Source organism: Carboxylicivirga litoralis (genome assembly GCF_025499605.1).
GTDB classification, from domain to species: Bacteria; Bacteroidota; Bacteroidia; order Bacteroidales; family Marinilabiliaceae; genus Carboxylicivirga; species Carboxylicivirga litoralis.
In genome coordinates this window covers 1-24,248 of record NZ_JAFMVC010000036.1, presented here as the reverse complement: position 1 = coordinate 24,248, position 24,248 = coordinate 1, and the positions used below count along the sequence as shown (strand labels likewise).

The following is a 24,248-nucleotide window of genomic DNA, read 5'->3' as shown; positions in this document are numbered from 1 at the left end:
AGTATCGAACCAACAACAATTTTAACTGTTGAGAAAATAGAATTCGAAAAACTATTAAACACACACGTTGATTTTAAAAAAGGATTTCAGGATTTTATTTTTGAACGCTTCAGAATTTATGGACAACTATTTCTATCTCGCATTAAAGACAGTCCACAAGAACGATACGAGGATTTAATTAGAAATCATCCTGAAATAATTAAGAGGATTCCACAACATTATATTGCTTCATACTTAGGCATTACACCTATTTCACTGAGTCGGATTAGAAATAGAAAACCAAAAATGATTAATTAACAATTGTTATCGTATAACCATCAAATAGTGGGGATTTTTGTACTGTTAATTTTTTAAACAGTATGACTATGAAAATATTAATAGTATTTAATCACCCTTACGAAGGAAGTTATTGCAATGCAATTCTAAATTCAGTTGCTCGTGGTCTTGAAAAAGAGAATCACCAAATTGACATTATTAATCTTGATAAAGACAGATTTAATCCTGTAATGTCATCTCAAGACTTGAAAGCATTTAGAGACAAACAACCTATTGACCCCAAAGTTATAGAATACCAATATAGACTGGAAACGGTAGACCATGTTCTTTTTATCTTCCCAATTTGGTGGGAGTTAATGCCAGCATTAATGAAAGGATTTATTGACAAAGTAATTTTTCCAGGCGTAGCTTATGATTATATTAATGAAAGCAACACAAAAATGAAACCTCTATTGACAAATATCAAGGGAGTTACTGTTATTACTACAATGAACACTCCAAGGATATTGTATCGGCTTGTATTTGGCAATGCGATTCAGAAATCATTTATGCGAGGGACATTTTGGAAATTGGGATATAAAAACAGGAAATGGATTAGTTTTAATATGGTTAAACAAGTTTCTGCCAAAAAACGAACAATGTGGCTTGATAAGATTGAAAAAACGATTAATGAAAAGGTTCGTTGAAATGAATAAGATGTTAATAAACATTGGGTTACTTGTCTTCTTGATATTCACAATTGTTTCAGGATTACTTATTCAGATTAAATATCATATAGGAATGCATAGTGAAAACATAATGGATAAAAGTGTGATTAGTTTTGATTATTATGACTGGTCATGTTTCCATAAGATTTCAATTGTTCCGCTTTTTGTTTTAATCGTTTTTCATATTTCTCTTAATTGGAAATGGTTCAGAACAGTCATTTCAAAACGATTATTTAATAAAAACAGACAAGTGATTACCTTAACGCTAATCTTTGTTTTGGTTGCTATAACAGGATTTGTTCCATGGATTATAGATTTGGCTGAAGGAAACGAAATGACTCGAAAGCGATTAATTGAGTTTCATGATAAAATTGCGATTATCCTGTCTATATATTTTATCTTGCATATTATGAAACGGTTGAAATGGTATTTAACTAGTATTGAAAAGATGAGTAAAAACACTGCAACACGAGGCCGTAATGCATAGCAGGCGCTAACATAATTTGATTAGGCAGACTCCCGCAGATTATCGGACGGACAATCTCATCGCAAATCTGCTACAGTGCTGTGTGGCCAACTGTTCTAAACGATGTAAAAATTGACTAGCGTATTATGACCAAGAAAAAAACAAAACTAATTTTAAGGATAGTTTTTATAGCGGCGTCTATTTCCTCCTTATATTTTGTCCCCTGGCTATTGGTAAAGGCCTGGCTACTTCCGCTACCGGATACGATCCAGGAGCAGGCAGATGAGGCGATTGGTCACGGATTTGATGGAATGATCGTTTATGTAGATCAGGCTGGTCAACCACCTCAGTATTTCGCTTCTGGTTGGCATAATAGAGATACGAAGACACCTGCCAGACCTGAAGCACTATTTAAAATTGCCAGCATTGGCAAGCTATATGATGCTGTAGCTGTTACCAAATTGGTCAGTGATGGGCGACTTTCTCTGGATAAAACAATTGCTGACTATTTACCAGAACTTGTGGGAAGAATCGAAAACTCAGACAAAATTACCTTGAGATGGATGATACAACACAGAAGTGGAATCCCCAATTATACGGATGCTCCAAATTTTTGGGCGGCTCCATTAGGCTATGAAGAGAGCCTTGCATTGATTCTGGACAAACCTGCTAATTTTGAACCTGGTGAAGATTATGAATATTGTAATACAAATTATCTTCTCATTGGTAAGATAATGGATGATGTACTTGGTTATAGTAAATTTCAGTTCATTCAGGAAAAAATTCTAACACCGCTAAATTTAAACAATACCTTTGGTTCGCTAAGTGAGGTGAATATGGAAGATGTGATGAGTGGCTATCATGTAGGACATCCATTTGATTTAAAGGCCGACGAATATGGCATGCTAGCCACAGCAGAAGATGTGGGTACTTTCCTAAGGGCCTTGAACGATGGTTCATTGTTTGCACCAGGAGAGCAGGAAATATATACTTCCATTTATAAGTATGAACATGCAGGTTGGGTTCCGGGATATCAAAGTTTTGCAAACTATCACAAAGACCTTGATGCGGTTGTTATAGAGTTTTATAGTACCACCGATCCGAAATTGTACTATTGGAACTTGTCAGAAATCATAAACAATCGAATTGTAAAACTAATTAGAAATAAAAACTAGCCACAGCAACTAAGTGTTCTGACTGGTTGAAAGTGGAGTTTGAACCTCCGAAGTGATTTGGGATTGTCGGCTATGGACCACAATAGCTTCCGCAGAAATTGACCGTTTATGGGGATTGATATATGTGTCATTTATGGCAATGAGCATAGCATCACGTCACAATTAATAAACATGCAGTAATGATTATACACTTTATTATACACGAGGCTTTTGAGGGGCCAGGAGCGATTCAGAACTGGGTCGAAACCAATAAGCACACCTGTACTTATACACGTGTGTACAATGGTGATAAACTGCCCAATAGCAGTAATGGTTTTGAGATGCTGGTGGTTATGGGCGGGCCACAGTCGCCTGCTACCACTATGGAAGAATGTGCTTATTTTGATAGTCGGGCCGAGCAGCAATTGATTCGGCAGGCGGTTGAAGCTGGTAAAAAGGTGTTAGGTGTTTGCCTGGGTGCTCAGCTGTTAAGCAATGCTATGGGTGGCACCACCGTTGCCAGTCCGAAGAAGGAGATAGGCTTGTATGCGGTTACATTAACTGAGGCTGGACAAAAAGACGAATTATTTGACTGCTTTCCCGAAACGTTCGCCTGCGGCCACTGGCATGGCGACATGCCCGGATTAACAGACGAGTCCGTTGTTATAGCCCAAAGTGAGGGTTGTCCGCGGCAAATTATTCGTTTTGCACCAAAAGTGTATGCGTTTCAATGCCACTTTGAGTTTACACCCGACGCCATTGAAGCGATGATTACAAACTGTAGTGATGAGCTGGAACTGGAAAAGGGTAAGCCCTTTGTGCAAACAGCAGAACAGTTACAAGCCAATGATTATAGCGATACGAATCAACTATTGTATCGATTTTTAGATGGTTTGGTGAAATAAGGATACTGTAAAAAGACCTTAAGGTTAAAATAACCTTAAGGTCTGTAAAGGCTTATTCTTTGAGAGGGTTTGTATTGATGGCCTGCACCACTTTCCAGTTACCATCAATGTTTCTCCAAATTGTCGTATAACTGCCCTTTACACTCCAAGGGGCACCTTCTTTAGGAGTGCCTGTGGAAGTAAATATTTGTGCTACAACAGCTATATTTTCAGATGGTATTTGAATCGTTTCATCCAATATCTCTACTTTCCATTCTTTGTATTTGTCCTGACCTTCAAAAACTTGTTTTGCAAATTCATTATACGACTCTGTTGTTTTGCCATTCAGCACATAACAAAATTCAGGGCCATTAAAATAATGTTTAGTGTACTTGGCCATGTCCATGGAGTTATAATCTGCCACCAGTTTATCAAGCTGTTCTTTTACTTGTGCCGCAAGTTTTTCACGTTTAGCCATCCATAAAGCCTCTTCTCTTTTTTTCATTGAGATTTTGAAATCAGCATTCATTTCATGAGCTTTTTTATATTCTTCGCCAGCTTCTTCGTAATTCTTAATGGCCATAAAATAATCACCTTTCGAATCATACGGATTGGCCTTATCAGAAGCCATTTCTATATACTTGTTAAAGGCTTTTTCTGCTTTGTCAAACTCTTTATTTGCCAAATAGAGATAACCTTTTGAGTTATATATGGTAGCTAATTCAGGGGCCATTTTTGCACATTCGTCTAGTAAGCTTAAAGCTTCGGCTCTGGTTTCTTTATTGTTCCCCAGGTTGTAGGCCAATAGTACTTTTGCAAACACATTTTTAGGATAGAGCTTAACCAACTGACGGCCTTCTTCGATGGGCACATATTGGGCATCTGCTTTCATTTTAGCAGCCATCTGTTTTAGTACCTTTTCACCTTTATTCATTTTACCCGAGTAGTTGGCTAGTTTATCAAGAGCCGCCTTTCTTGTAGCTTTGTCTCCGCTGTACGATTGTATAAAGTGTCCCATAAAGAAATTAGGGTCCGCTTCAAGAGCTTTTTTGCTGATTTTAAGAGCTTTTGAAAATTCAACATCGTACAAAGCATCCATGGCTTCGGTGTATAATGCCTTGGCTTCTTTCGATTTGGAGGTTGCAGGTAGATATAAATCTTGTCCAATCAATGGTGCAACCATTCCTAGAAGCAAAACTGTAAGCAGTACTTGCTTCATTAAACTAATCTTTTTCATGACAGGTGTTTTATAATGAATAACAAGGTATTATACACCTAAAACCACCGTTTGTCAATAAGCTTAATACGATATGTTTGGATTAAGAGTTGTGGTTTGTGGTCATGTTAAAAACTCTCATGATATAATTAAATATCAACAGGCATGGAAGAGCCGCTAAGTGCATCTGAAGCGCTAACGGATTAAAGGTTTTCAGAAAAAAAAGACCTTAAGGATTTTTAAACCTTAAGGTCTGTATGGATATGTTTTTTACTTTGTCATTGAAGGTGGCAGCTCAGAAGTACCCCAATCTTTATTTGGCGTAGCGCCCATCACCAATGTCAATTCGCCACCATTCATCATTTCCTGGTGTGTAAACCACGAGCGATTTAAAGTTTTCCCGTTAAGTGTAGCACTTTGGATATAAATATTTTGCGGTGAATTGTTTGCCGTTTTGATGCAAAATGATTGGCCATTGGCTAAAGCAATTTCAGCTTCATCAAACATAGGCGAACCAATAATGTAATTGCCGTCGGCAGGGTTAACCGGATAGAAGCCCATGGAGCTGAGTACATACCAGGCCGACATCTGTCCACAATCTTCGTTACCGCAAAGGCCATCTACTTCAGTGGTGTACATGGTACGGTGGATTTCATTGACACGTTCTGCTGTTTTCCATGGCTTACCAACATAGTTATAGGCATAAGCTACGTGATGACTGGGTTCGTTGCCGTGTGCATATTGGCCAATTAAGCCACTGATATCGGGTGATGCATGTTCGCCTTTCACGTCTTCCTCTATGGTAAACAACGAGTCAAGCTTAGTCACAAAGTTATCGACGCCTCCATGTAATTGGACCAAACCATTAATGTCGTGCGGTGCAAACCACGAGTATTGCCAGGCATTACCTTCCACATACTCGTCTTTGCGATGCGATGAATGCAGTGGGTCAAACTCTTTTTTCCATTCGCCATTGGCCAGCTTGCCGCGCATAAAGCCGGTTGAGGCATCAAAATGATTTTTGTAATAAGCAGCTCTTTTCATAAAAGTCTGATAAACCTCTTCGTTACCAACAGATTTGGCAACCTGGGCAATGCACCAGTCGTCATATGCATATTCCAATGCTTTTGAAACGGATTCATTTTCTAAATCAGCTGGCAGGTAACCGTATTCACGATAATGATTTAAACCTGATTTGTCAGTCATTGCACTGGCCACCATGGCTCCTAATAACTTATTGCCATCAATATCGGTGATAAGGCCTTTTTGCCAGGCATCGGCCATTACAGGAATAGCGTGGTAACCAATCATGCAGTTTGTTTCACTACCCACAAGTTCCCAAACAGGTAATAAGCCACTTTCGCGATAGATGGCCATAAACGAATGGATAAAATCGTGCACTTTGTCTTCTTGTGTCATAGTAAATAAAGGATGGCTGGCGCGGAAAGTATCCCAAAGCGAGAAGACTGTGTAACGCTCGAATCCTTCAGCTTTATTGATTTTTCCATCCAGTCCTTTGTACTCACCATTATAGTCGGAATGCACATACGGAGCCACCATGCTATGGTACAAAGCAGTGTAGAAAATGGTTTTCACATCCTCTTCGGGCGTTTGTACTTTTATCTTTTTCAATTCCGATTCCCAGGATTCAGAGGCCTTTTTGCGGTTAGATGCAAAATTCCAATCCGGCATTTCTTTTTCGATGCTCAGGCGGGCACCATCAATGCTGGCTGACGATAAACCAACTTTCAATTGCAATGCTTCTTCGCCTGCTTTGTCAAAAGATAAAATAGCACGAACATCCGAACCTTGTAGTTCATCAGCTGATGTTAATTCACCGCCTTTAGCTACCTGAAAATTTGTAACTGGTGATTTTGTTTCAATCACAAAATACAACCATTGCTCTTTTGACCAGCCCGATGATTTGCGATAGCCAACAAAGCGTGTGTCTGTTTCTTGTTTGATGTAGGTATCGATAGCTTTATCCCAATTGATGGCATGGCCTAAATCAATGATAACTGAGCGTTCATCGCCAGTAGCAAATGAATATTGGTGCAAACCAACGCGTCGCGACGCTGTCAACTCGGCCTTGATGTCACTGTTTAATAAATCAACGGTGTAATATCCCGGCTCGGCAGCTTCGTGCTCGTGCGAATAGCTCGCTTTGTAGTTTTGTAGAAAGTTTTTTCCACCAGCCGTTGTATCTGAAACAACTTGTTTGTTAGTAGGTAAAATCAATAAATCGGCTAAATCGCCAATGCCGGTTCCGCTCAGACACATATGTGCAAAACCAACTAATTCGGATGATGAGGTGTGATAGCCCGATACCCAATCCCAGCCATTCACTCCGTTTACAGGACTTAGTTGCACCATGCCAAAAGGTGTGGTTGCCCCCGGAAACACGTGTCCATGTCCACCGGTTCCAATAAATGGGTCTACGTAGCTGGTCAATCGCTGTTCTTCTTTGGTTTGCTGACAAGCCAGCACGCCCAACGCTATGATTGCTGCGAATAAAATTTTAAGCTTCATGTTTGTTTATTTTAATGATATCATTTATTACTAAGCAAACAAGAAGTTGAAGTAGATGATAAGCGAAGGCGAAATGTTTATCTAAATGTCACTTCGACTTCGCTCAGTGAGCTAATTTTTTTTTCATCGAGCGGAGTCGGGATGAAAGTTAACCAGGAAACTGGTTTTATTCATTCAATTTCGCTCGATGATTTGAATCAGGTTATCCCCTAATTCTATTGCTCTACTTGCTCAAGCTCTTTCCAAACCACGGCACTGGCGCCTAGTACAGCTATTTTAGCTCCATCAAGTTTCGATGGCAGCAATTTAACTTTGTCGCTGTACAAAAAGCACATGTTTTCTTCCATGTGTTTTTTTGTTGGTTTAAAAATGTAATCACCGGCCTGGGCTAATCCACCAAATAAAAAGACGGCTTCAGGACTTGAGAAAGCTACAAAATCAGCAATGGCGCGTCCCAGCATTTTACCGGTCTGCTCAAAAGCTTCCAATGCCAGTTCATCGCCTTTAACAGCTGCGTCGAACACCATCTTTGAGGTAAATTGCCCTGATGGCACTTTACGCAAATCACTTGGAATTTTGGTATTAGCATTCAGCTCCGAAACGGTACGGCAAATACCAGTTGCCGATGCATAGGTTTCCAGGCAGCCATTACGGCCACAACCACATTCGCGTCCGTTACGCTCTGTAATTACATGACCTAACTCACCGGCAAAGCCATCGTGTCCAAGCACCAATTCGTTGTTTACAACTATACCACTACCAACGCCTGTACCAAGGGTCAGCATAATAAAGTTGCTCATGCCTTTGGCACCACCATACATCATTTCGCCCAAGGCTGCTGAATTGGCATCGTTGGTTAAGGCAATCGCCGGATAGTTGTAATACTCGCGTAATAGCTCTACGAATGGTACGACTTCACCCCAGCCCAGGTTAGAGGCACCAACTATTTCGCCGGTGTAGTAGTTGCTGCTTGGTGCTCCCACACCAATTCCCATTACTTCAACATCTTCGTCAAGCTCGTAAACTGTCTCATTGATTTTTGCACAAAGTACATCGAGGTAGTTCTTAATAGCGGTATTGGTTAATGTGGGAGTTGACGATTCGGCGAGCAGATTACCAGCACGGTCAACAACTCCAATCACGGTATTGGTTCCACCAATATCAATCCCAATGGCTACTTCTTTCTTCATCTTTTTAAAGATTTTAGTTTTAAATTAAACACTGTTGTTTTTTGGTTGATAGATTAAAGTAAAAGCGCATTAATACTTTAATCCGCTTAAAGATAAGATTTAATCTGCAGTTAAAAACAAGACGCTTAATTATACCTCTTTCAATCTGTCAATAGCATACTTACCTGACTATTATAATTCAAATGTAGCCAATTAAGGGGTATGAGTTGGTTGCTTACAGTGTCAATCAAAGGCTTTTGACTGCGATTGTCCGTAATTTGAACAAGAGACCACCTTGGCAGAGGAAAAGAGAAGGGATGGATCTTATACCAAATGTATCACAAAATGAGCCTCAGGCTATTTTGCTGATTGTATTGGTAAATACCTAAATATCAATGAATAGCCTTAGGAAAACTTTGTTGAAATAAGGCTCGTTTTATTGAGCAATCGGTATTAGAGTTGTAGTCGCCCAGCGGGTAAAATACAAATGTTATAGTTGTCACTACCGCAATCCTTTACCAAACAGGCCTTTTTGTCTCCCTTGACGCTTACCAAAATAATACGTTAAGTCGAAGAAGGGCAGAATAGCTGTTCCATTAGTATCGGTATAATTGGCAAATGAGAGAATGTAGCCAATCGAAAAAGAGAAACGTGGTATAATAATAGTTTGTAACTCTGCATTGTGCTCTAATGCGCCATTGCCCGAAAAGTCGCCCCTGAAATATTTAAAACCACCGCCTAGCATCAGCATTGGGGTTATTTGCCAGTCGGCACGTGCTTTTAGGTAGGCTGTGTAGCCCGAACCAATGAGTGCGGGGCTGCGATTGGACAGTAAGTGTCCCTTCATTTCCTGTAAATCAGAATCACCGAAGGGTATACCAAAATCAACACCGATGCCTCCGGTAAGAATAATGTATGGCTTGTCGCGTCCACAGCGGTCATTATTCATAATGAGGCGTGATACAATGAATTCGTTTTTAACGGATAAGATGAACGGGATTTCTTCAGCATCTTCAACAATAGAACTGTAGTTGCGCTTATTGGCCCAGTTTAAACCTGGAGTAGCCGAATATAAGCCATGTTTCGAAGCTACGTACCAAGTATCGTTTCGCCAGCGTTTTTTCAGATAAAGATTAGGAACCCAATAATTAAGAAATACATGCGAGGATAATTCAAGCCCGGGTTTGAGTCCATAGCGCGAAGCATTGACAACACTTAAATTTGCCGCACCATCATATACCGTATTGGCTGTTTCGCCATGCCAAAGTAAATCATCGCGACTATCATTTTGACGCGCTCCCATTGGTTGCTGAGGGTTGAAGGCATTTCGCTCATCCTTTTCAAAAGCTTGTTGCTGACGTTTTTTAATCTCCCGTTTAGATGTGCCTTTATTACGCTTAAACTTCTTTTTGCTTTGGGCATCAACCTGACTGCTCACTATAACTGCGAGTACTATAAATAGTATATAAAACGACTTTTGCATGGGATGGCTGTTTATAAGCAAACGCAAAATAAGGGCTTATAGTCTATTGTTGAGTAAATAAAGGATGAGTGGCGATAATTTTTTGATGAACATTACATGTTGAGTGGGGTTTTATTTCTTCAATAAAAAACTTAGGAAACTTTTAACACAAATTAAGTTTCCTGAGGATTGAAAGTTTATACATTTGCACCCATGGATTCGAAACGACTAGAAATAACCGAAACGGCACTCAAGCTTTTTGCTCAATACGGCATTAAAAGTGTAAGTATGGATGATATCGCACGTGAGCTGGGTATGTCGAAAAAGACCTTGTACCAGTTTATTAGTGATAAAAATGACCTGGTGGAAGCAACCATAAACCTTGCATGCAGTCAGGATTGTGAAGCAATGGCCATTTTTAAGCGGAAAGACATTAACGCTATTGAGCAGTTTTTTGAAATGAAAACCCTGGTCGAACAATTCATTGGTCAATACAAGCCAACCATGATGTATGACTTAAAAAAGTATTATCCGGCGCTGTTATCTGATTTTAAGAATAAACAAAAAGATGTGCACATTGAGGCTTACACCTCTAATTTAACGCAAGGTCAGAAAGAGGGTTTTTACCACGATGATATTGATATAAGTGTGATTGCGCGTATGCTTTTTGCACATGGGGCTTATACTTTCGATGACACCAATGGCTTGTTTACAGCAAGCGAATTAAATAATATGAACCTTTATTCGGAGGTTTTTAAATACCATTTTCGTGGTGTATGCACCGAAAAAGGGATGGAAGAAGTAGAACGACTATTTTGCGAAGACGATGAAGGAAACAAATAAACACACAACTATGAGAAACTCATTATTAATCGCGCTAATGCTAGTAGTGCTTGGCAATGTGCCCGGTAAAGCGCAATCAGAAGGCGATTCGCTGGCTTTTACTTTGCACGAAGCCATGAATTATGCGACTGAAAACGCTTTTCAGAGCAAAAGTGCGACTTACGACATTGAAGCAGCCGAAAAGCGTGTCTGGGAATACATCGCTATTGGTTTGCCACAGGTAAGTGTTGAAGGCCAATTGACCGATAACCTCTCCATACAGGAGAATGTGATTACCATGACACCTGAAGATGGTTCAGAGCCGATGGTTTTGAAAACACAATTTGGACAGCAATACAACTGGAATGCCACTGGTAACGTGAGTCAGCTTTTGTTCGATGGCTCTTATTTGCTTGGTGTTAAAGCCAGTAAAATTTATGTGAACATCAGTGAGAAAAATAAAACCAAGACGCAGATTGATGTGCGCCAGGCTGTTGCTGAAGCCTATTATGTGGCTTTGATAGCTAAAAAGAACTTGGAGACATTCAAGAAAAACCTGGAGGTGAATGAGCAGACCTTAAAAGAGACAGAAGCCTATTATAATAATGGATTTCGTGAGATGACCGATGTGGATCAGTTAAAGCTGATGGTAAATAATTCGCGTAACATGGTTTTGGATGCAGAACGACAATTAACCATTTCTGAAGCTGTTTTGAAATATGCCATGGGTGTCAGTATTACTCAGCCTATAAAATTATCAGATGATATCGATATTCTCTTGTCGCCTGTTGAGGTTTACCTACCGCAGTCGGCTAGTTTTGATGTGAAATCGCACATCGATTATTCTATTTTGGAAACACAGGAAGAAGCTCAAAAAACATTGATTAAAAATGAACAGGTGCAGTATTTGCCAAAAATCAATGCTTTTTACAATTTAAGCTATATCGAGTTTGGCGATGATTTTAAGAGCATGGACAATACCAATTCGCAGATGCTGGGTTTGTCATTAAGCATGCCCATCTTTCAATCGGGTAAGCAACACGCCAGAGTAAAGCAAGAGAAAATCAACTATCTGAAATTGCAAAACGAAATGCGTCAGATGGAGGAAGGCTTAAAGCAGCAACTGATGGTAGCTGAGTCGAATTTTAAAAATGCTCAAGCTACTTATTTGAATGATAAAGAAGGTGAAGAAATCGCCTTTCGTATTTACGACCGAACGCGTGTGAAATTTGTCAAAGGACTGGCATCGAGTGTGGAATTGTCGCAAAATGAAGGACAGTATATTCAGTCGCAGTTGAGCTTTATACAATCAACACTTACCTTGTTGGATACGCACATTAAGTATCAAAAGGCTATCAACCAATTATAACCACTACCGTGAGAGAGATGAATTTAATAGGTAAAAACTCAAATCAAGCATACCAAATGAAAAAGATTATCATATTAGCAATGATTGCTTTGGCCATTATTGCTTTAGCTAGCTCATGTTCATCCAAGAGTAATGATGATGCAGCAAATAAACAAGTGCAATTGAACGAATATAAGAGTGAGCTAAGCGAGCTTAAAAAGAAAATTGCCAAATTAGAAAAAGAACTATCTGTTGGTCGTAAAGAAGGTGTAGTGAATGTAGAAGCTACAGCCATTAAGACCGGTTTATACGAGCATTTTGTGGATGTAACCGGACAGGTAGAGACGGATAAAAACATTATAATTAGTCCTGAGGCGGCTGGTAAAATTGTATCAATCCACGTTAAAGAAGGCGATAAAGTACGCAAGGGTGATGTTCTGGCCCGTCTAAATACCGAAATGACACAGCGTTCATTGCGTCAGGTAGAGATTAACCTGCAACTGGCCACTACTACTTTTGAGCGTCAGGCCGATTTGTGGGAGCAGAACATCGGCTCTGAAATGGAATATTTACAAGCTAAGTCGAGCAAAGACGCTTTGGAACAGCAAAAAGAAGCTTTGGAAGCGCAGTTAGATTTAGCCGTCGTGCGTGCGCCAATTGATGGAATAGTAGATGATGTGATTCAAAAGCAAGGTGAGATGGCTGGCCCGCAGTTGCCTTTTGCCCGCCTGGTGAATATCGACCATGTATATATCACGGCTGATGTTTCGGAGATTTATCTGCAGAAGATTAAAGCGGGTGATAAGGTGTCAGTTGAATTTCCTGTTATCGAGAAAAATATTGATGCAACCATTTACCGTTCATCATCAGTTATTGACCCCAACAGCCGTACATTCCGCGTACGCATCGACTTGGTGAATAAAGCCAACGACATAAAGCCCAACATGCTGGCTGTATTAAAACTGAGGACTTTTGCTGAAGAGAATGCGATTGTTGTACCATCTATTCTGGTGAAAAAAGACTTTAGCGGAGAGTTTATTTTTGTAGCCGAAGAGGAAGAAGGACAGCTGCGTGCTAAGAAACGTTACATCCAGACAGGTATAAAAGATAATAATAGCACGCTTGTTACCGAGGGCGTAAAGCCAGGTGATAAGGTGATTACCAAAGGTTATGCCCAGGTGGTTGACGGCTCAGCAATTTCTATTTAAACCGAAGCCAAAATCTGATTACAAATGCAAGAAGAAAATATAAAATATAAAGAGAAGGTGTCGACCCGGAAGTTTAAACCAACTTTCATGGCACTGGATAATAAAAATACCATCTACATCCTCACACTCTTCCTGATTGTGGCCGGATGGATGGGGTACACCTCAATGCAGCGCGAGCAGTTTCCCGAGATTGTGATTCCTTACATCTCAGTAAGTACACCACACCCTGGTAACTCGCCGTTGGATATTGAGAACCTGATTACACGTCCGCTCGAAAAAGAGTTGAAAGATTTGAATGGCGTTAAAAAGATGTCGTCTAACTCTTTCCAGGACATGAGTTTGATTATCGTGGAGTTCGAAGCCGATGTGTCGGTGGAGCAAGCCAAACTCGATGTTAAGGACAAGGTAGACAAAGCCATCAGTGAACTGCCCGATGACTTAATGGACGACCCTATTGTAGATGACATCGACTTTTCCGAGTTTCCGGTACTCAACATCAACCTGTCGGGCGATTACAGTATTTACGAGTTAAAGAAATTTGCCGAAGGCCTGCAGGATGAGTTTGAAACATTGCGTGAAGTGCGAGAGGCCGATATCCGCGGTGTTGATGAGCGTGAAATAAAAATTCATGTCGACCCACACCGTATGGCCGCTTATGATTTAACTTTTTCTGATATTGAATTTGCTGTTCAAACCGAGAACTTTACAGTGGGGGCCGGTGAAGTAAAAGTGGATGGTACCCGCCGTTCTATTCGTGTGCAGGCCGATTATACCAACATGGATCAGATACGCAACACCATTGTGAAAGAAATCGATGGGCGTGTGGTGTACATCAAAGATGTGGCTGAGGTGATTGATGGTTTTGAAGAGCAAAGTACCATTTCGCGCCTGGATCATAAATCGGTGGTGACGCTTTCGATTGTGAAAAAGAGTGGGCAGAACCTACTGGATGCGACTGATAAAATATTGGGCATCATCAAGCAAAAGCAGGAAAGCGAAACGCTACCTAAGGACTTGACAGTAACAGTGACCGATGACCAGTCGGTATTTGTGCGCGACCAGATTAGTAACCTTGAGAACAGTATTCTTTTGGGGATGATCTTTGTGATGATCGTACTCTATATGTTCCTTGGATTACGCAATGCCATATTCTCAGGATTGGCCATCCCAATGTCGATGATTATCTCTATGATGATTCTGAAGCAGATTGGCTACACCATTAATACCATGGTATTGTTTAGTTTGGTGCTGGCATTGGGTATGCTGGTGGATAATGCCATTGTGGTGATCGAGAATGTCTACCGGATGATGGAGCATGGTGTCAAACCCGAAAAGGCGGTGAAGAATGGAACCAGTGAAATTGCGATTCCAATTATCTCATCAACAGCAACTACTTTGGCGGCTTTCTTCCCGTTGGTATTCTGGCCGGGCATTGTAGGTAAGTTTATGAGTTACCTGCCTATTACTCTGATTATCGTACTGGCTTCATCACTTTTTGTGGCGTTGGTATTAAACCCGGTGTTTGCCTCGCAGTTTATGAAACTGGAAGATGTGCGCGAGAAGAAGAGTTTCCGTAAGTACTTTATTGTAACAGGTGTTTTGGCGGCTTTAGGACTGGTATTCTATCTGTCAGGCAATCTGTTATGGGGTAACCTTTTGGTTCTTCCATTATTAATCACGACGCTTAATAAATTTGTTCTTAAACCGTCAGCCATTTGGTTTCAGCATAGTTTCTTGCCCATGCTTGAAAATATGTATGAAGCAACTTTGCGCAAGTCATTAGGCCGAAAAACCAGTAAAGGGTTGTTGTTTGGGTCAATTGGTTTGTTTGTGTTTTCGGTAATGTTCTTTGGAGCGATGCAGCCTAAAGTCTTTTTCTTCCCCGAAAATGAGCCACGTACCATTTATGTCACCATGGAACTACCATTAGGTACCGATATTGAAGTCACCGATGAGGTAACTAAGAATGCCGAAGAAATTCTGTATAGCACACTCGACCCATATATGGACATTGTAAAATCGGTGGGTGTGAGCGTAGGTAATGGTAAGGGCGGATTGTTCGAATCAGGTCGTTCACCAAATAAGTCATTAACCACTATTACCTTCCTCGATTACCAGTTTCGTCAAGGACATAGCACGCGCGAAATAATGAGTAAACTGTCGGATGCTTTCCAGGGTTTTGTAGGCGCTAAGGTGTTTATCGAGAAGGAAGAAAACGGGCCTCCGGTAGGTAAGCCAATCAATATTGAGGTGGGTGGTGATGACTACGAAAAGCTGATTGCTTTAACCGAAGATATCAAGCGCACCATTAACGAGGATCATATTCTGGGTATTGAAAACCTGGAAATGGATTTGAATACCAATAAGCCGGAGATGCAGCTGTTTATCGACCGCGATAAGGTGCGACGCATGGGCTTATCAACTCAGCAGGTAGCCATGGCTTTGCGTACATCTTTGTACGGTAAAGAAATTAGTAAATACAAAGATGGTGAGGACGAATATGATATCATGTTACGCATGAAGGATAAATACCGCTACGATGTATCCACACTGATGAACCAGAAGATGAAAGTGGATAAGAATGGTGTGGTTAGTTTGATACCAATTTCAGCTGTGGCCAGTTATGAATATGCATCAACCTATGAGAAGATTATTCGTATTGATAACACCCGTGTAATTACATTAAGCTCCAACGTGGTAGAAGGTTATAATGCTAACACCATTAATGCACGTATTAAAACACTTTTATCGGATTACCAGATGCCGGCCAATTACAACTGGAAAATGACTGGTGAGCAGGAAAGCCAGCAGGAAACATCTGACTTTTTGGTTGGTGCCTTATTATTTGCACTGGCTTTAATTGCGATGATTCTGATTACACAGTTTAACTCAGGAGCCAAGCCGCTTATAATTATTGGAACGGTAGGACTGAGTACCATCGGTGTGTTTATGGGCTTGGGTACTTTCCAAATGGATTTTATCATCCTGATGACTGGTGTAGGTATCGTTTCGCTGGCCGGTATTGTTGTTAACAACGGTATTGTGCTTATTGACTACATTGATTTGGTGCGCGGACAGGTGAAAGAGAAAAAAGGATTGGGGCCAAAAGGGCGATTAAGCCGTGAAGACGAGGTGGATAGTATTGTGCGTGCCGGTAAAACGCGTTTGCGTCCGGTATTGTTAACAGCTATTACAACTATCCTGGGATTAATTCCAATGGCTGTTGGGCTTAACTTCGATTTCTTCAGTTTGTTCTCAGAACTGGATCCAAAAATTTACTTTGGGGGCGATAATGCCGATTTCTGGGCACCTATGGCCTGGACGGTTATCTTTGGTTTAAGTACATCAACCGTACTAACACTAATTATGGCGCCAGTCATGTATAACCTGGCAGTGCGCATACGTAATCGCATGGTGAAAGAAAAAGTAGAAGCTTAATTATAGTTTAAGATAATATTAACCTGAGTTCGACGTAAAATTTTGAACTCAGAACACTTACGAATAGTATGGTTCAAGTGTATATTGACGAAAGAATAGCGGGCTATTTTGAGTCGATTACACGAAGAAGATTGCTGTTCGTAAGTGGAATTAATAAGCTTTGAATAAACACCTGATTTACTGCTTCAAATTTTAGCGCAATAGTTCACTATTCCTCTAAAATTATTCATTGTAAATCAGCTCTTTATTTCAATCTGAGTTTTAAAATTTAAATCGAACTCAGGTTATTAGAACGGCTCTCATATGAGGGCCGTTTTTTTATGCTTCCCGGGGAAGCTGTCCGCAGGACTGAAGGGGAATTTGTATGATTTTATTACCCCACCTGTCGGTTCCCTATCTAAAATTCAGGATGAGACGGGTTTGGGCTGTTTTGTTTTTAAAAGGATGAGTCCAACAAAGTAGAGAGGTGATTAAGAAGTTAAATGCGATCGTCTTGTCAGTTCATCACGGCAATCGAATTAAAGAAATTATTTTTTCAACTCAAGCCGTTGAGGCTTCCCCTTTTTGCCTACAGCCCAAAAAGGGGAGAAAAAGGCCGCCGACTTAATCACTCGTTTACCCATTATGACATCACTACGGGAAAAATTTAAAGACTGACAGCTTGGTATCAAATTTTTCTCTCCTCCGTTTATGCCAATGGGGCCCAAACTACGTTGCTTATGTCGGGATAACGCTAGCAAATAACTTCATTAATTTTAAACACGATTGCCGTAGTCAGTCCATCGCATTTGAATCATCTGTTCTATTTTTTCTTTATCTTAAGCAGGAATTTTGTAAACATGGAAAAGAAAGACGCTTTAATCAATTGGTTTAAGAAGCACCGCGAAGGTTACCTACTGTTCTCCGGAGGCTTTGATAGCAGTGCTGTATTAGGTGCAGCCAATAAGGCAGGAGCTGATATTATTCCCATTTGGGTGAATAATGGCTTTAATCGTGCCAGTGCCGATGATATGATTATACAGGCCCGGAACCTGGGGGCACCTGATTTAAAAATAATAGAAGTGAATCCTGATATTACTGTTAAAGCCAATCCTGAAAGGCGTTGCTACCATTGCAAAGGGCATATATTGTCACTGGTGCCAAAAGATGGTTCGCCCATCTACGACGGAACAACAGCAAGCGACCTGGGAAATTATCGCCCGGGCAAACAAGCCCTCGACGAGTATCAGGTACTGTCACCTTTAGCAGAGATAGGGATTACTTCGTGGGAAACGAAAGATATTGCCATGGCTTTTGGGGCCGACCCATTGTTTGCTGAGCACGAAAGTTGCCTGGCGACACGCATTAACTATAACCACCGGTTAACACCGGAACGCATTAAAGCCATTTACGCCATTGAAAACTACATTATTGACAAAACTGGCGATTTCCATGTGCGCTGCCGCATCGATGACGACGACCACATGCGCATTGAAGTGTCCAAGCCGGAAAGCTATGCCTTGATGACTGACGAAAAAGCCAGGGAAGAGCTGTTTGAACTAGGTGGTCAAGTCTGTTTGTTTGTTACCTTCGATGTGAAGCGTTCGCGCCCTAATGAGTACGATAAGCGCATTAAAAAGACATAAGACATAAGACACACGACTAAAGACGGAAGAACCGAGATTTAAAGAGAAGAGAAGAGGAGAGAGATGAGTGATGAGAATTGAGAAAAAGGAAGTTTGAGGATGACAGTTTAACCCTAAACCCAATAAGTTATCAATTCGACGATTCATCAAATTATCAATTCGACAAATAAACAACATCATGACTTTCGACGAACTATTTGACCAGATACAAAAAGGGGAAATCACTAAAGAAGAAGCTCAACGCCATTTTTCATTGGATTGGATGGAAACGGCCAGCCGTTATATATTGGATGTGAACCGCGGTATGCGTACCAATATTCCGGAAATTATCTATGGTGAGTATAAAACGCTTGAGCAGACCATTGAGTTAACAGCCAGGTTGCTTGAAAAACATCCGCGTGTGGTGGTGTCGCGCAGTCCTTTTTACAAAGAACTGAACGAATATTTTAAAGAACAGTTTCCTGTATTGTGGTCGGTTAATGCCACTGTGATTGGCGAAATGCCGAAACCCAAAGGCAAAGTATTGGTCATTAGTGCCGGTTCGGCCGACCATCCGGTGACCTACGAATGTGAGGTGATTCTGCGTGCCGTTGGTGTGGAACCATTGGTGTTTGAAGACCGTGGTATTGCGCATCCAACGCGTGTGCTCGAAGCCATTAAACAAGGTGTTGAGCAGGATGTGTCTGCGGTGATTGTAGTAGCCGGCATGGAAGGGGCTCTGGCGCCTTTTGTAGCTTCACTGGTGCCGCTGCCCGTTATTGGTGTACCTACTTCGGTTGGTTATGGCTTTAGAGCCAAGGAAGCAGCCCTAACCAGTATGCTGGCCAGCTGTGCCCCTAACCTAACGGTGGTTAATATCGATGGTGGCCTGCGTGCAGCAGTAGTGGCTGCTTTAATTGCGAAGAATAGGTAAGAGTTAGTTGTAGGCTAAAATGTAAAAAGCGAAGTTATAAACTTCGCTTAGCTGAGGTTTTCTATTTATTCCAATTCTGCAGTCTATCTAAATAGAGATATGATTCAACAAATTTACGATGTTCTTTGCTTGTTAATTTTTCTAAAAGTTCTAAATATGAGATATATGAAGCTAAATTCCCATTTGAAGATAAAAATTTTCCGTCTTCGACAAAGCTTATATTACCATCATCTTGAACCTTGAGATTTGGATAATTCTTCTGCAAGTCTTTTCCACCACCAATCCATGTGACAATTTTCTTTCCATCGGCAATCCCTGATTCGCCAATCAAAGTTGCTCCGGCACAATTGCTCACGGTATATTCGGTATTGTTGTTTTGGCTTTTTATAAAATCAACAAGATTTTGATTCTTTACTTGTAGAAACATGTCATAGGCACTTGGAACAATAAGAATATCTAATTTTGGGGAATTTGCCAAGGTGTAATCAGGAAACATTTTCAAGCCTTCTTCGCTCACTATAAAGTCATAGCTTTCAGCTATTGTAATAACGTTAAACAACTGTTTACCATCTTCTGTTAGTTTGGTAAACACATCCATTGGGGCTGTTAATTCAGTAGTTAGAACATCATCATACATTAACAATCCGACAATGGGTAAGTCGGGATTTAGTTTTTTTGAATTTTTATTTAATTCATGTTTTTGACTTTCATTTAATAAAACTAGACCGTTTTCCGTATTTCGCATTATAATTCTTGGACTACAACTAGCCAAGGAATCATTTAAAGCAGTATTTTGGTATTCTAGATTAGTGCTAGATTTTTGATTCCGATTTTCAAAATTACAACCAATAAACGTGGCAATAAAAAACAGATAAATTATTGATTTCATATTTGTAGGTATTATTGTTGGCATTTGTGTTATTGTTTCGGAGTTATCCCATGTTTCTTTAGTTAAAGCAGCAATGGTTAAACAATGTTTTTCTAAACTTTATATTATTGACAGACCACAAATTCTAAATATAATTTGTGGTCTGTGATTATATTTCAACTCAGCGAAATTGTTTTTAGTTATTCACTCTCCAATTAGCATCCCATCCAAATGTATTGATGGCTTTTTCGCTTGAAAGAGAAGCGTCAGCTTCAGCAACATTATAAATACCAGTTCCACCTTTAGTAACGGCAATCTCCGCAGCTTTAGCCGCAGCTTCAACATGAACTGAGGCTGGTGCAATTGGTGAATCAAAACCTGTTTTAGGGCCATAAAGAAGTCCATAACGTAGAACAAGTCCATCAACTCCTGATTCAACAACTTGACGTTCTAAATTACGAACCCCTTCTGCTGTTTCTCCATACACTTCATGTGTAAGTGGTAATAATGCATCTTCCTCTACATGAGGAGTTTGTCCTTCGTCGTAAATAAACGAAATACTTTGAGCAATAATTCGCTTACAACCTGCATTAACAGCAGCATCCACTAAGTTTTTTGTTCCCTCGGTTCTTAAACGGGCATTACTTACTAATGCAGCAGTCATTTCATCAGCATTTAGCGCAAAAGGCAAGTCGGTAAGTTGGTGAATAACAACCTCTGGTTTAATTTCCGCTAGTTTATCGTTTAAAAGCTTGGCGTCATAAACATCTACAACTACAGGTTCTACCCCCATTTCTTTAAGTAGAGAAACTTTCTTTTCTGAACGAGTTGTTCCGTAAACTTTCCAACCATTTGCAACTAATAACCTTGAAAGAACTTGACCTATTGCTCCTGTAGCTCCTGCTAAAAATATTGTTTTCGACATAATTTTGTTTTTTATTCTGAAATATCTCAGATGTGAATTTATTTTCGTTTTAATAATTTTGCTTGCCAATAACATCGTGTAGGCGAAACTATAGCTTCCACTTTTTTAGTTCTGCCATAGCTTTGTCTACAACTTTACGGTCAAGACCTGTTAATTCGACTATTTTACCTGCATTTAAAGGTGTACATCCTTTATTCATAGCTTCTAATACTTGATCTTTGGCTTCCAAATTTTTTAATTTTATTATGGAGATTGTTAACTGACACTACAAATTTAGTCCCTAATGTTTTCAGAAAAATTAAACTGGTTTAAGAAATCATCTGATTACCATCATGAGAAATTCCCAAGTACGAATAAATCATTGATAACGGAACTCGACTTACGAAATCGGGGAATGATGTTGTGAAGTGTTGAAGTAAATCTTCTGGTGACATCTCAAACAGATACTTAATTCGTAATTGTGATGCAGCGATATTTCTTTGCAAAATACTTACAAAGTAATCATGAAGCTGAGGGATTTCTTTTAGTAATTCTTGATATTTTACTTTGTCAATTGAAATAATCTCAGATTCCTCCAAAGTTTGAATAAAGTGCTCCGATGGCTTATTGTCAATAAAACTAAAGAAGTCCGTAAGCCACCAGCCCTCAATTGCTAACTGTGTGGTAAGCTCAATAGATTTAGTTTTTTCAGAATACATTCTTAAACAACCCTTCTCTACAAAATAGATGGAATTGCTTATATCTCCTTTTTGTATTAAAAATTTGTGCTGTTCAAGACTTAAACGTTTCGTATTTCTATCTAAAACATTCTGTTCTCTATTGCTAAGAGGAACAAATCTCCGAATATGTTCAACTATTTTCTGAGTTTCCATATTGAATCTCATTTTTGATGATGAATTAGTATTCTAATTCTACAATCCAAATGTATGGAACCCTAAAATCAAAAAACTTAAACGGGTTTAAGAAAGCGAGAGCCTATTTCCCCCTTAAGCGTAGCGTCTCGCGACGTTTTATTTAACCAGGCCTCTGGCCTAATTATCACTTCACAGTGATTACACTTAAAGTCAATATTTCAACTTCGGGCAATACTGTACTTTCATCCGCATAATTACAGGCACTTGAATAGATATAATCTTCCGGCTGTCGAACCAAGCCTGCTCACACAGGAGTGACGCTACGCCAAACAGCTTTGTTTATTTTTTGCTACGTGGAACGAGGGATATTGTATTGATGGTTATTGGGCTATAGGCTAATTTATAAAAAGCGAAGTTGCAAACTTCGCTTAGATAGAGTTATAAATGAATGCCATTGATAGTAATTCGGCCTTTTTATATTAAAGAATGTAATTGGCTTGTATCTGCAAAACATTTTCTTCATTTACCATTTCAATTTTGTATGGTAGATGATTCTCTATCTCGTATTTTCTTTTATAAACTCCATTATGAGGCAGTATCTCATACCATATTATAATGTATTTACCGTCTCTAAATGCTACCTGTGGACTCAGGTCCTGCTTCTTTAAAGAAGAGTATCTTTTCTTGTTAACGCTATACAGGTCGCTCTTAAGGAAAGGCTTCATTCTTTCTTTAAATTTCTTTGTTGATGAAATAATCAGCTTCTTTCTATAATTCGAATGCCAATAAAGAGCGAAACACTCAGCCATTTCACTGTAAAACAAATACTGGACAAAACCGTCTTTTGAATTTATAGGGATAATAAAATCTTTTAAATTTTCAGTTTCTACCATTAGTTCTGATATAACTGCTCCTCTTGCATTATCAGGGTCATAATATTTATCTTTCTTGATAGTTTCGAGTTCTGATTTTACATACTCTGATACATTAAATGTGTCTTCAATTGCAACGAGATATGGACAGCCTCCAAACATATCTGCAACATAAAAAAGTTGGGGCTTTAATCTTGTTTCAATTTCTAGTTTATCAAACATTCCAAGATATTTACCTATATCAAAAGTTGTTGAGTCAATTATTGTATAATCACTTGAATTATCCAATTCTACATTCTGCTGATAGTCTTGAATCTTATCAATAAAGTCAAAATGCTGTTGTCCTGATAAATTAATTGAAATCAGTAGTAATATTAATGGCAGTAATTCTTTCATCCTCTTTTTCGTTGGAGCTGTAAATTCTGGCTGATTGCTAACGGTGGCGATAAATTTCCGGGGGCTTTAGAAACTTCGTCCCTCTCAGCCGAAACAAACCCTATAGAAATAGCCAACTATTCAAATTACAATCGACTGCCACCTGAAATATATTGCGTGTTGTGCTTAGTTGTTCCTAATCTATATAGTCTCCAATTTCATAATTATCTGTTGATAGTTCATTTAGTTTGGTTTCCGTTTGTTGGTACATTTCTTCTGAACTATTAGAATAAAACGAACAGATTTCTTCTTGGTCTGTTGGTGAATGATTTTTAACAATTAGAGTCGTGAATTCTTCTTTTCCCATTTTATCTCTAATCATTCTGTGACTTATTGTATGTTCAATTCTATCAATTTTACATGCTTTATTCCTAATCCAGTTGTATTTCATAGTTTTCAATTTTATAATAACTTAGACTTAAAGATTTACTATTTGAGACACAATCTCCAAGTCCAATTTCTATTGACATAAAGGGTAATCTGTCATTTTCCGACTTATAAAAGCAATATCCATACCCTATTAATCCTGGGTCTGCATAAAGCTTGTATTTTTCTGATTTCTCAGTAATCTTTTTAAAAGTCTTAACAAGTCGTTTGTATTCTTTTCTTAATTCTTTTGACATTTGGTCTCCATAGTTAAGACTTAAGTAAATAATATCTAAACTATCTAATTCTACACCCCAAAGTGTATATTGACTGCTACGAAATATTTCAATCTGTCCTGATGCTGGTTCTACTGTAATAAAGTCATTCTTATTTATGTATCCCGTTAAATAAGGTTTCCCCAAATTATGAAAACTATTATCAAAGGAAGAAATCAAGTCAACATTCTTTGCGGAGTCAATTATGGTTTCAATTTCCGAACGAATTGGTAAGGAATAAAAGATTCTCTTCAATTCATTTTCTGGTTCATTTTGTCCAAAAACCTGAACTGAAACAATTAAAACTAATATGGTTGTTATCGTCTTCATTCAATTAAGCACAACGTTAAGGCTATGAAGCGTAAGTGAGCATTAACCAGATTTCACTTCCAAACTTAACTGAGCCAAAGCGTTGTATTTGTTTTTATCTTTTCAT

Annotated in this window: 22 protein-coding genes; 11 read left to right on the top strand and 11 right to left on the bottom strand. The window is 39.3% G+C overall.

The features are described from left to right. The 5 genes from J1N10_RS19095 to J1N10_RS19075 form a co-directional block, all read left to right on the top strand. Window positions 1-297: Crp/Fnr family transcriptional regulator (locus tag J1N10_RS19095; protein WP_410053455.1), on the top strand; the 297-nt coding region annotated here is incomplete at its 5' end. 68 nt (window positions 298-365) lie between these two features. Further along, window positions 366-962, top strand: coding sequence for an NAD(P)H-dependent oxidoreductase (locus tag J1N10_RS19090; RefSeq protein WP_262328339.1), 597 nt, complete (start codon window positions 366-368; stop codon window positions 960-962). Continuing rightward, window positions 946-1,470, top strand: coding sequence for a DUF4405 domain-containing protein (locus tag J1N10_RS19085; protein WP_262328340.1), 525 nt, complete (start codon window positions 946-948; stop codon window positions 1,468-1,470). The genes J1N10_RS19090 and J1N10_RS19085 overlap by 17 nt, the downstream gene beginning before the upstream one ends. A 125-nt stretch (window positions 1,471-1,595) precedes the next feature. Continuing rightward, window positions 1,596-2,624: a serine hydrolase domain-containing protein gene (locus J1N10_RS19080; protein ID WP_262328338.1), complete on the top strand. Its 1,029-nt coding sequence runs from the start codon at window positions 1,596-1,598 to the stop codon at window positions 2,622-2,624. A 179-nt stretch (window positions 2,625-2,803) separates the two neighbouring features. Continuing rightward, window positions 2,804-3,508 (top strand): glutamine amidotransferase-related protein, encoded by a 705-nt coding sequence (locus J1N10_RS19075; RefSeq protein ID WP_262328337.1) that lies wholly within the window; start codon window positions 2,804-2,806, stop codon window positions 3,506-3,508. A gap of 52 nt (window positions 3,509-3,560) precedes the next feature. Here J1N10_RS19075 and J1N10_RS19070 read toward each other — a convergent pair whose 3' ends face one another. The 4 genes from J1N10_RS19070 to J1N10_RS19055 all read right to left on the bottom strand — a co-directional run bounded on the left by J1N10_RS19070 (window position 3,561) and on the right by J1N10_RS19055 (window position 9,884). Next, the gene (locus J1N10_RS19070; protein WP_262328336.1) at window positions 3,561-4,724 is read right to left on the bottom strand and encodes a DUF4440 domain-containing protein; all 1,164 of its coding nucleotides are present in this window, start codon (window positions 4,722-4,724) and stop codon (window positions 3,561-3,563) included. A 249-nt stretch (window positions 4,725-4,973) separates the two neighbouring features. Further along, window positions 4,974-7,232: a GH92 family glycosyl hydrolase gene (locus tag J1N10_RS19065; protein ID WP_262328335.1), complete on the bottom strand. Its 2,259-nt coding sequence runs from the start codon at window positions 7,230-7,232 to the stop codon at window positions 4,974-4,976. Between the two features lie 215 nt (window positions 7,233-7,447). Continuing rightward, window positions 7,448-8,422, bottom strand: coding sequence for an ROK family protein (locus J1N10_RS19060; protein ID WP_262328334.1), 975 nt, complete (start codon window positions 8,420-8,422; stop codon window positions 7,448-7,450). Between the two features lie 481 nt (window positions 8,423-8,903). After that, entirely contained in the window at window positions 8,904-9,884 is a 981-nt protein-coding gene (locus tag J1N10_RS19055; protein WP_262328333.1) for a hypothetical protein, read from the bottom strand. A 192-nt stretch (window positions 9,885-10,076) separates the two neighbouring features. Here J1N10_RS19055 and J1N10_RS19050 point away from each other — a divergent pair, with 192 nt between their 5' ends. The 6 genes from J1N10_RS19050 to larB all read left to right on the top strand — a co-directional run bounded on the left by J1N10_RS19050 (window position 10,077) and on the right by larB (window position 19,217). Beyond that, a complete protein-coding gene (locus J1N10_RS19050) occupies window positions 10,077-10,706 on the top strand; it encodes a TetR/AcrR family transcriptional regulator (protein WP_262328332.1) in 630 nt (209 codons plus the stop codon). Between the two features lie 10 nt (window positions 10,707-10,716). Continuing rightward, complete coding sequence (locus tag J1N10_RS19045) at window positions 10,717-12,054, top strand: TolC family protein (protein ID WP_262328331.1); 1,338 nt, start codon at window positions 10,717-10,719, stop codon at window positions 12,052-12,054. Window positions 12,055-12,110: 56 nt separating this feature from the next. After that, window positions 12,111-13,241, top strand: coding sequence for an efflux RND transporter periplasmic adaptor subunit (locus J1N10_RS19040; RefSeq protein ID WP_262328330.1), 1,131 nt, complete (start codon window positions 12,111-12,113; stop codon window positions 13,239-13,241). Window positions 13,242-13,265: 24 nt separating this feature from the next. Then, on the top strand, window positions 13,266-16,679 hold the full coding sequence (locus J1N10_RS19035) for an efflux RND transporter permease subunit (protein WP_262328329.1): 3,414 nt from the start codon (window positions 13,266-13,268) through the stop codon (window positions 16,677-16,679). Window positions 16,680-17,518: 839 nt separating this feature from the next. Beyond that, window positions 17,519-18,304 carry an adenine nucleotide alpha-hydrolase family protein gene (locus tag J1N10_RS19030; RefSeq protein WP_262328328.1) on the top strand — a complete coding sequence of 262 codons (786 nt, stop codon included), beginning with the start codon at window positions 17,519-17,521 and terminating at the stop codon, window positions 18,302-18,304. A 178-nt stretch (window positions 18,305-18,482) separates the two neighbouring features. Continuing rightward, the gene (gene larB / locus J1N10_RS19025; RefSeq protein WP_262328327.1) at window positions 18,483-19,217 is read left to right on the top strand and encodes a nickel pincer cofactor biosynthesis protein LarB; all 735 of its coding nucleotides are present in this window, start codon (window positions 18,483-18,485) and stop codon (window positions 19,215-19,217) included. Window positions 19,218-19,278: 61 nt separating this feature from the next. On the opposite strand, the gene J1N10_RS19020 is transcribed toward larB, so the two are convergent. From J1N10_RS19020 to J1N10_RS18990, 7 genes are all read right to left on the bottom strand, one after another. Beyond that, window positions 19,279-20,106 (bottom strand): DJ-1/PfpI family protein, encoded by an 828-nt coding sequence (locus J1N10_RS19020; RefSeq protein ID WP_262328326.1) that lies wholly within the window; start codon window positions 20,104-20,106, stop codon window positions 19,279-19,281. Window positions 20,107-20,281: 175 nt separating this feature from the next. After that, the gene (locus tag J1N10_RS19015) at window positions 20,282-21,010 is read right to left on the bottom strand and encodes an NAD-dependent epimerase/dehydratase family protein (RefSeq protein WP_262328325.1); all 729 of its coding nucleotides are present in this window, start codon (window positions 21,008-21,010) and stop codon (window positions 20,282-20,284) included. Window positions 21,011-21,098: 88 nt separating this feature from the next. Next, window positions 21,099-21,239: a hypothetical protein gene (locus J1N10_RS19010; protein ID WP_262328324.1), complete on the bottom strand. Its 141-nt coding sequence runs from the start codon at window positions 21,237-21,239 to the stop codon at window positions 21,099-21,101. Window positions 21,240-21,318: 79 nt separating this feature from the next. Further along, the gene (locus J1N10_RS19005; protein ID WP_262328323.1) at window positions 21,319-21,882 is read right to left on the bottom strand and encodes a Crp/Fnr family transcriptional regulator; all 564 of its coding nucleotides are present in this window, start codon (window positions 21,880-21,882) and stop codon (window positions 21,319-21,321) included. Window positions 21,883-22,343: 461 nt separating this feature from the next. Then, window positions 22,344-23,132: a hypothetical protein gene (locus J1N10_RS19000; protein WP_262328322.1), complete on the bottom strand. Its 789-nt coding sequence runs from the start codon at window positions 23,130-23,132 to the stop codon at window positions 22,344-22,346. A 175-nt stretch (window positions 23,133-23,307) separates the two neighbouring features. Further along, complete coding sequence (locus J1N10_RS18995) at window positions 23,308-23,562, bottom strand: hypothetical protein (RefSeq protein WP_262328321.1); 255 nt, start codon at window positions 23,560-23,562, stop codon at window positions 23,308-23,310. Beyond that, complete coding sequence (locus tag J1N10_RS18990) at window positions 23,543-24,142, bottom strand: hypothetical protein (protein ID WP_262328320.1); 600 nt, start codon at window positions 24,140-24,142, stop codon at window positions 23,543-23,545. Before J1N10_RS18990 ends, J1N10_RS18995 begins: the two co-directional genes overlap by 20 nt. Between the last annotated feature and the right edge of the window lie 106 nt (window positions 24,143-24,248).

Excerpts from the sequence above, each read along its gene's own strand:
- J1N10_RS19060 (WP_262328334.1), bottom strand. The coding sequence starts at position 8,422 with ATGAAGAAAGAAGTAGCCATTGGGATTGATATTGGTGGAACCAATACC.
- J1N10_RS18995 (WP_262328321.1), bottom strand. The coding sequence starts at position 23,562 with ATGAAATACAACTGGATTAGGAATAAAGCATGTAAAATTGATAGAATT.
- J1N10_RS19020 (WP_262328326.1), bottom strand. The coding sequence starts at position 20,106 with ATGAAATCAATAATTTATCTGTTTTTTATTGCCACGTTTATTGGTTGT.
- J1N10_RS19035 (WP_262328329.1), top strand. The coding sequence starts at position 13,266 with ATGCAAGAAGAAAATATAAAATATAAAGAGAAGGTGTCGACCCGGAAG.
- J1N10_RS19000 (WP_262328322.1), bottom strand. The coding sequence starts at position 23,132 with ATGAAAGAATTACTGCCATTAATATTACTACTGATTTCAATTAATTTA.
- J1N10_RS19050 (WP_262328332.1), top strand. The coding sequence starts at position 10,077 with ATGGATTCGAAACGACTAGAAATAACCGAAACGGCACTCAAGCTTTTT.
- J1N10_RS19090 (WP_262328339.1), top strand. The coding sequence starts at position 366 with ATGAAAATATTAATAGTATTTAATCACCCTTACGAAGGAAGTTATTGC.
- J1N10_RS19055 (WP_262328333.1), bottom strand. The coding sequence starts at position 9,884 with ATGCAAAAGTCGTTTTATATACTATTTATAGTACTCGCAGTTATAGTG.
- J1N10_RS19045 (WP_262328331.1), top strand. The coding sequence starts at position 10,717 with ATGAGAAACTCATTATTAATCGCGCTAATGCTAGTAGTGCTTGGCAAT.
- J1N10_RS19080 (WP_262328338.1), top strand. The coding sequence starts at position 1,596 with ATGACCAAGAAAAAAACAAAACTAATTTTAAGGATAGTTTTTATAGCG.
- J1N10_RS19015 (WP_262328325.1), bottom strand. The coding sequence starts at position 21,010 with ATGTCGAAAACAATATTTTTAGCAGGAGCTACAGGAGCAATAGGTCAA.
- J1N10_RS19030 (WP_262328328.1), top strand. The coding sequence starts at position 17,519 with ATGGAAAAGAAAGACGCTTTAATCAATTGGTTTAAGAAGCACCGCGAA.
- J1N10_RS19070 (WP_262328336.1), bottom strand. The coding sequence starts at position 4,724 with ATGAAAAAGATTAGTTTAATGAAGCAAGTACTGCTTACAGTTTTGCTT.
- J1N10_RS19005 (WP_262328323.1), bottom strand. The coding sequence starts at position 21,882 with ATGGAAACTCAGAAAATAGTTGAACATATTCGGAGATTTGTTCCTCTT.
- J1N10_RS19065 (WP_262328335.1), bottom strand. The coding sequence starts at position 7,232 with ATGAAGCTTAAAATTTTATTCGCAGCAATCATAGCGTTGGGCGTGCTG.
- J1N10_RS18990 (WP_262328320.1), bottom strand. The coding sequence starts at position 24,142 with ATGAAGACGATAACAACCATATTAGTTTTAATTGTTTCAGTTCAGGTT.
- J1N10_RS19075 (WP_262328337.1), top strand. The coding sequence starts at position 2,804 with ATGATTATACACTTTATTATACACGAGGCTTTTGAGGGGCCAGGAGCG.
- J1N10_RS19040 (WP_262328330.1), top strand. The coding sequence starts at position 12,111 with ATGAAAAAGATTATCATATTAGCAATGATTGCTTTGGCCATTATTGCT.
- J1N10_RS19085 (WP_262328340.1), top strand. The coding sequence starts at position 946 with ATGAAAAGGTTCGTTGAAATGAATAAGATGTTAATAAACATTGGGTTA.
- larB (WP_262328327.1), top strand. The coding sequence starts at position 18,483 with ATGACTTTCGACGAACTATTTGACCAGATACAAAAAGGGGAAATCACT.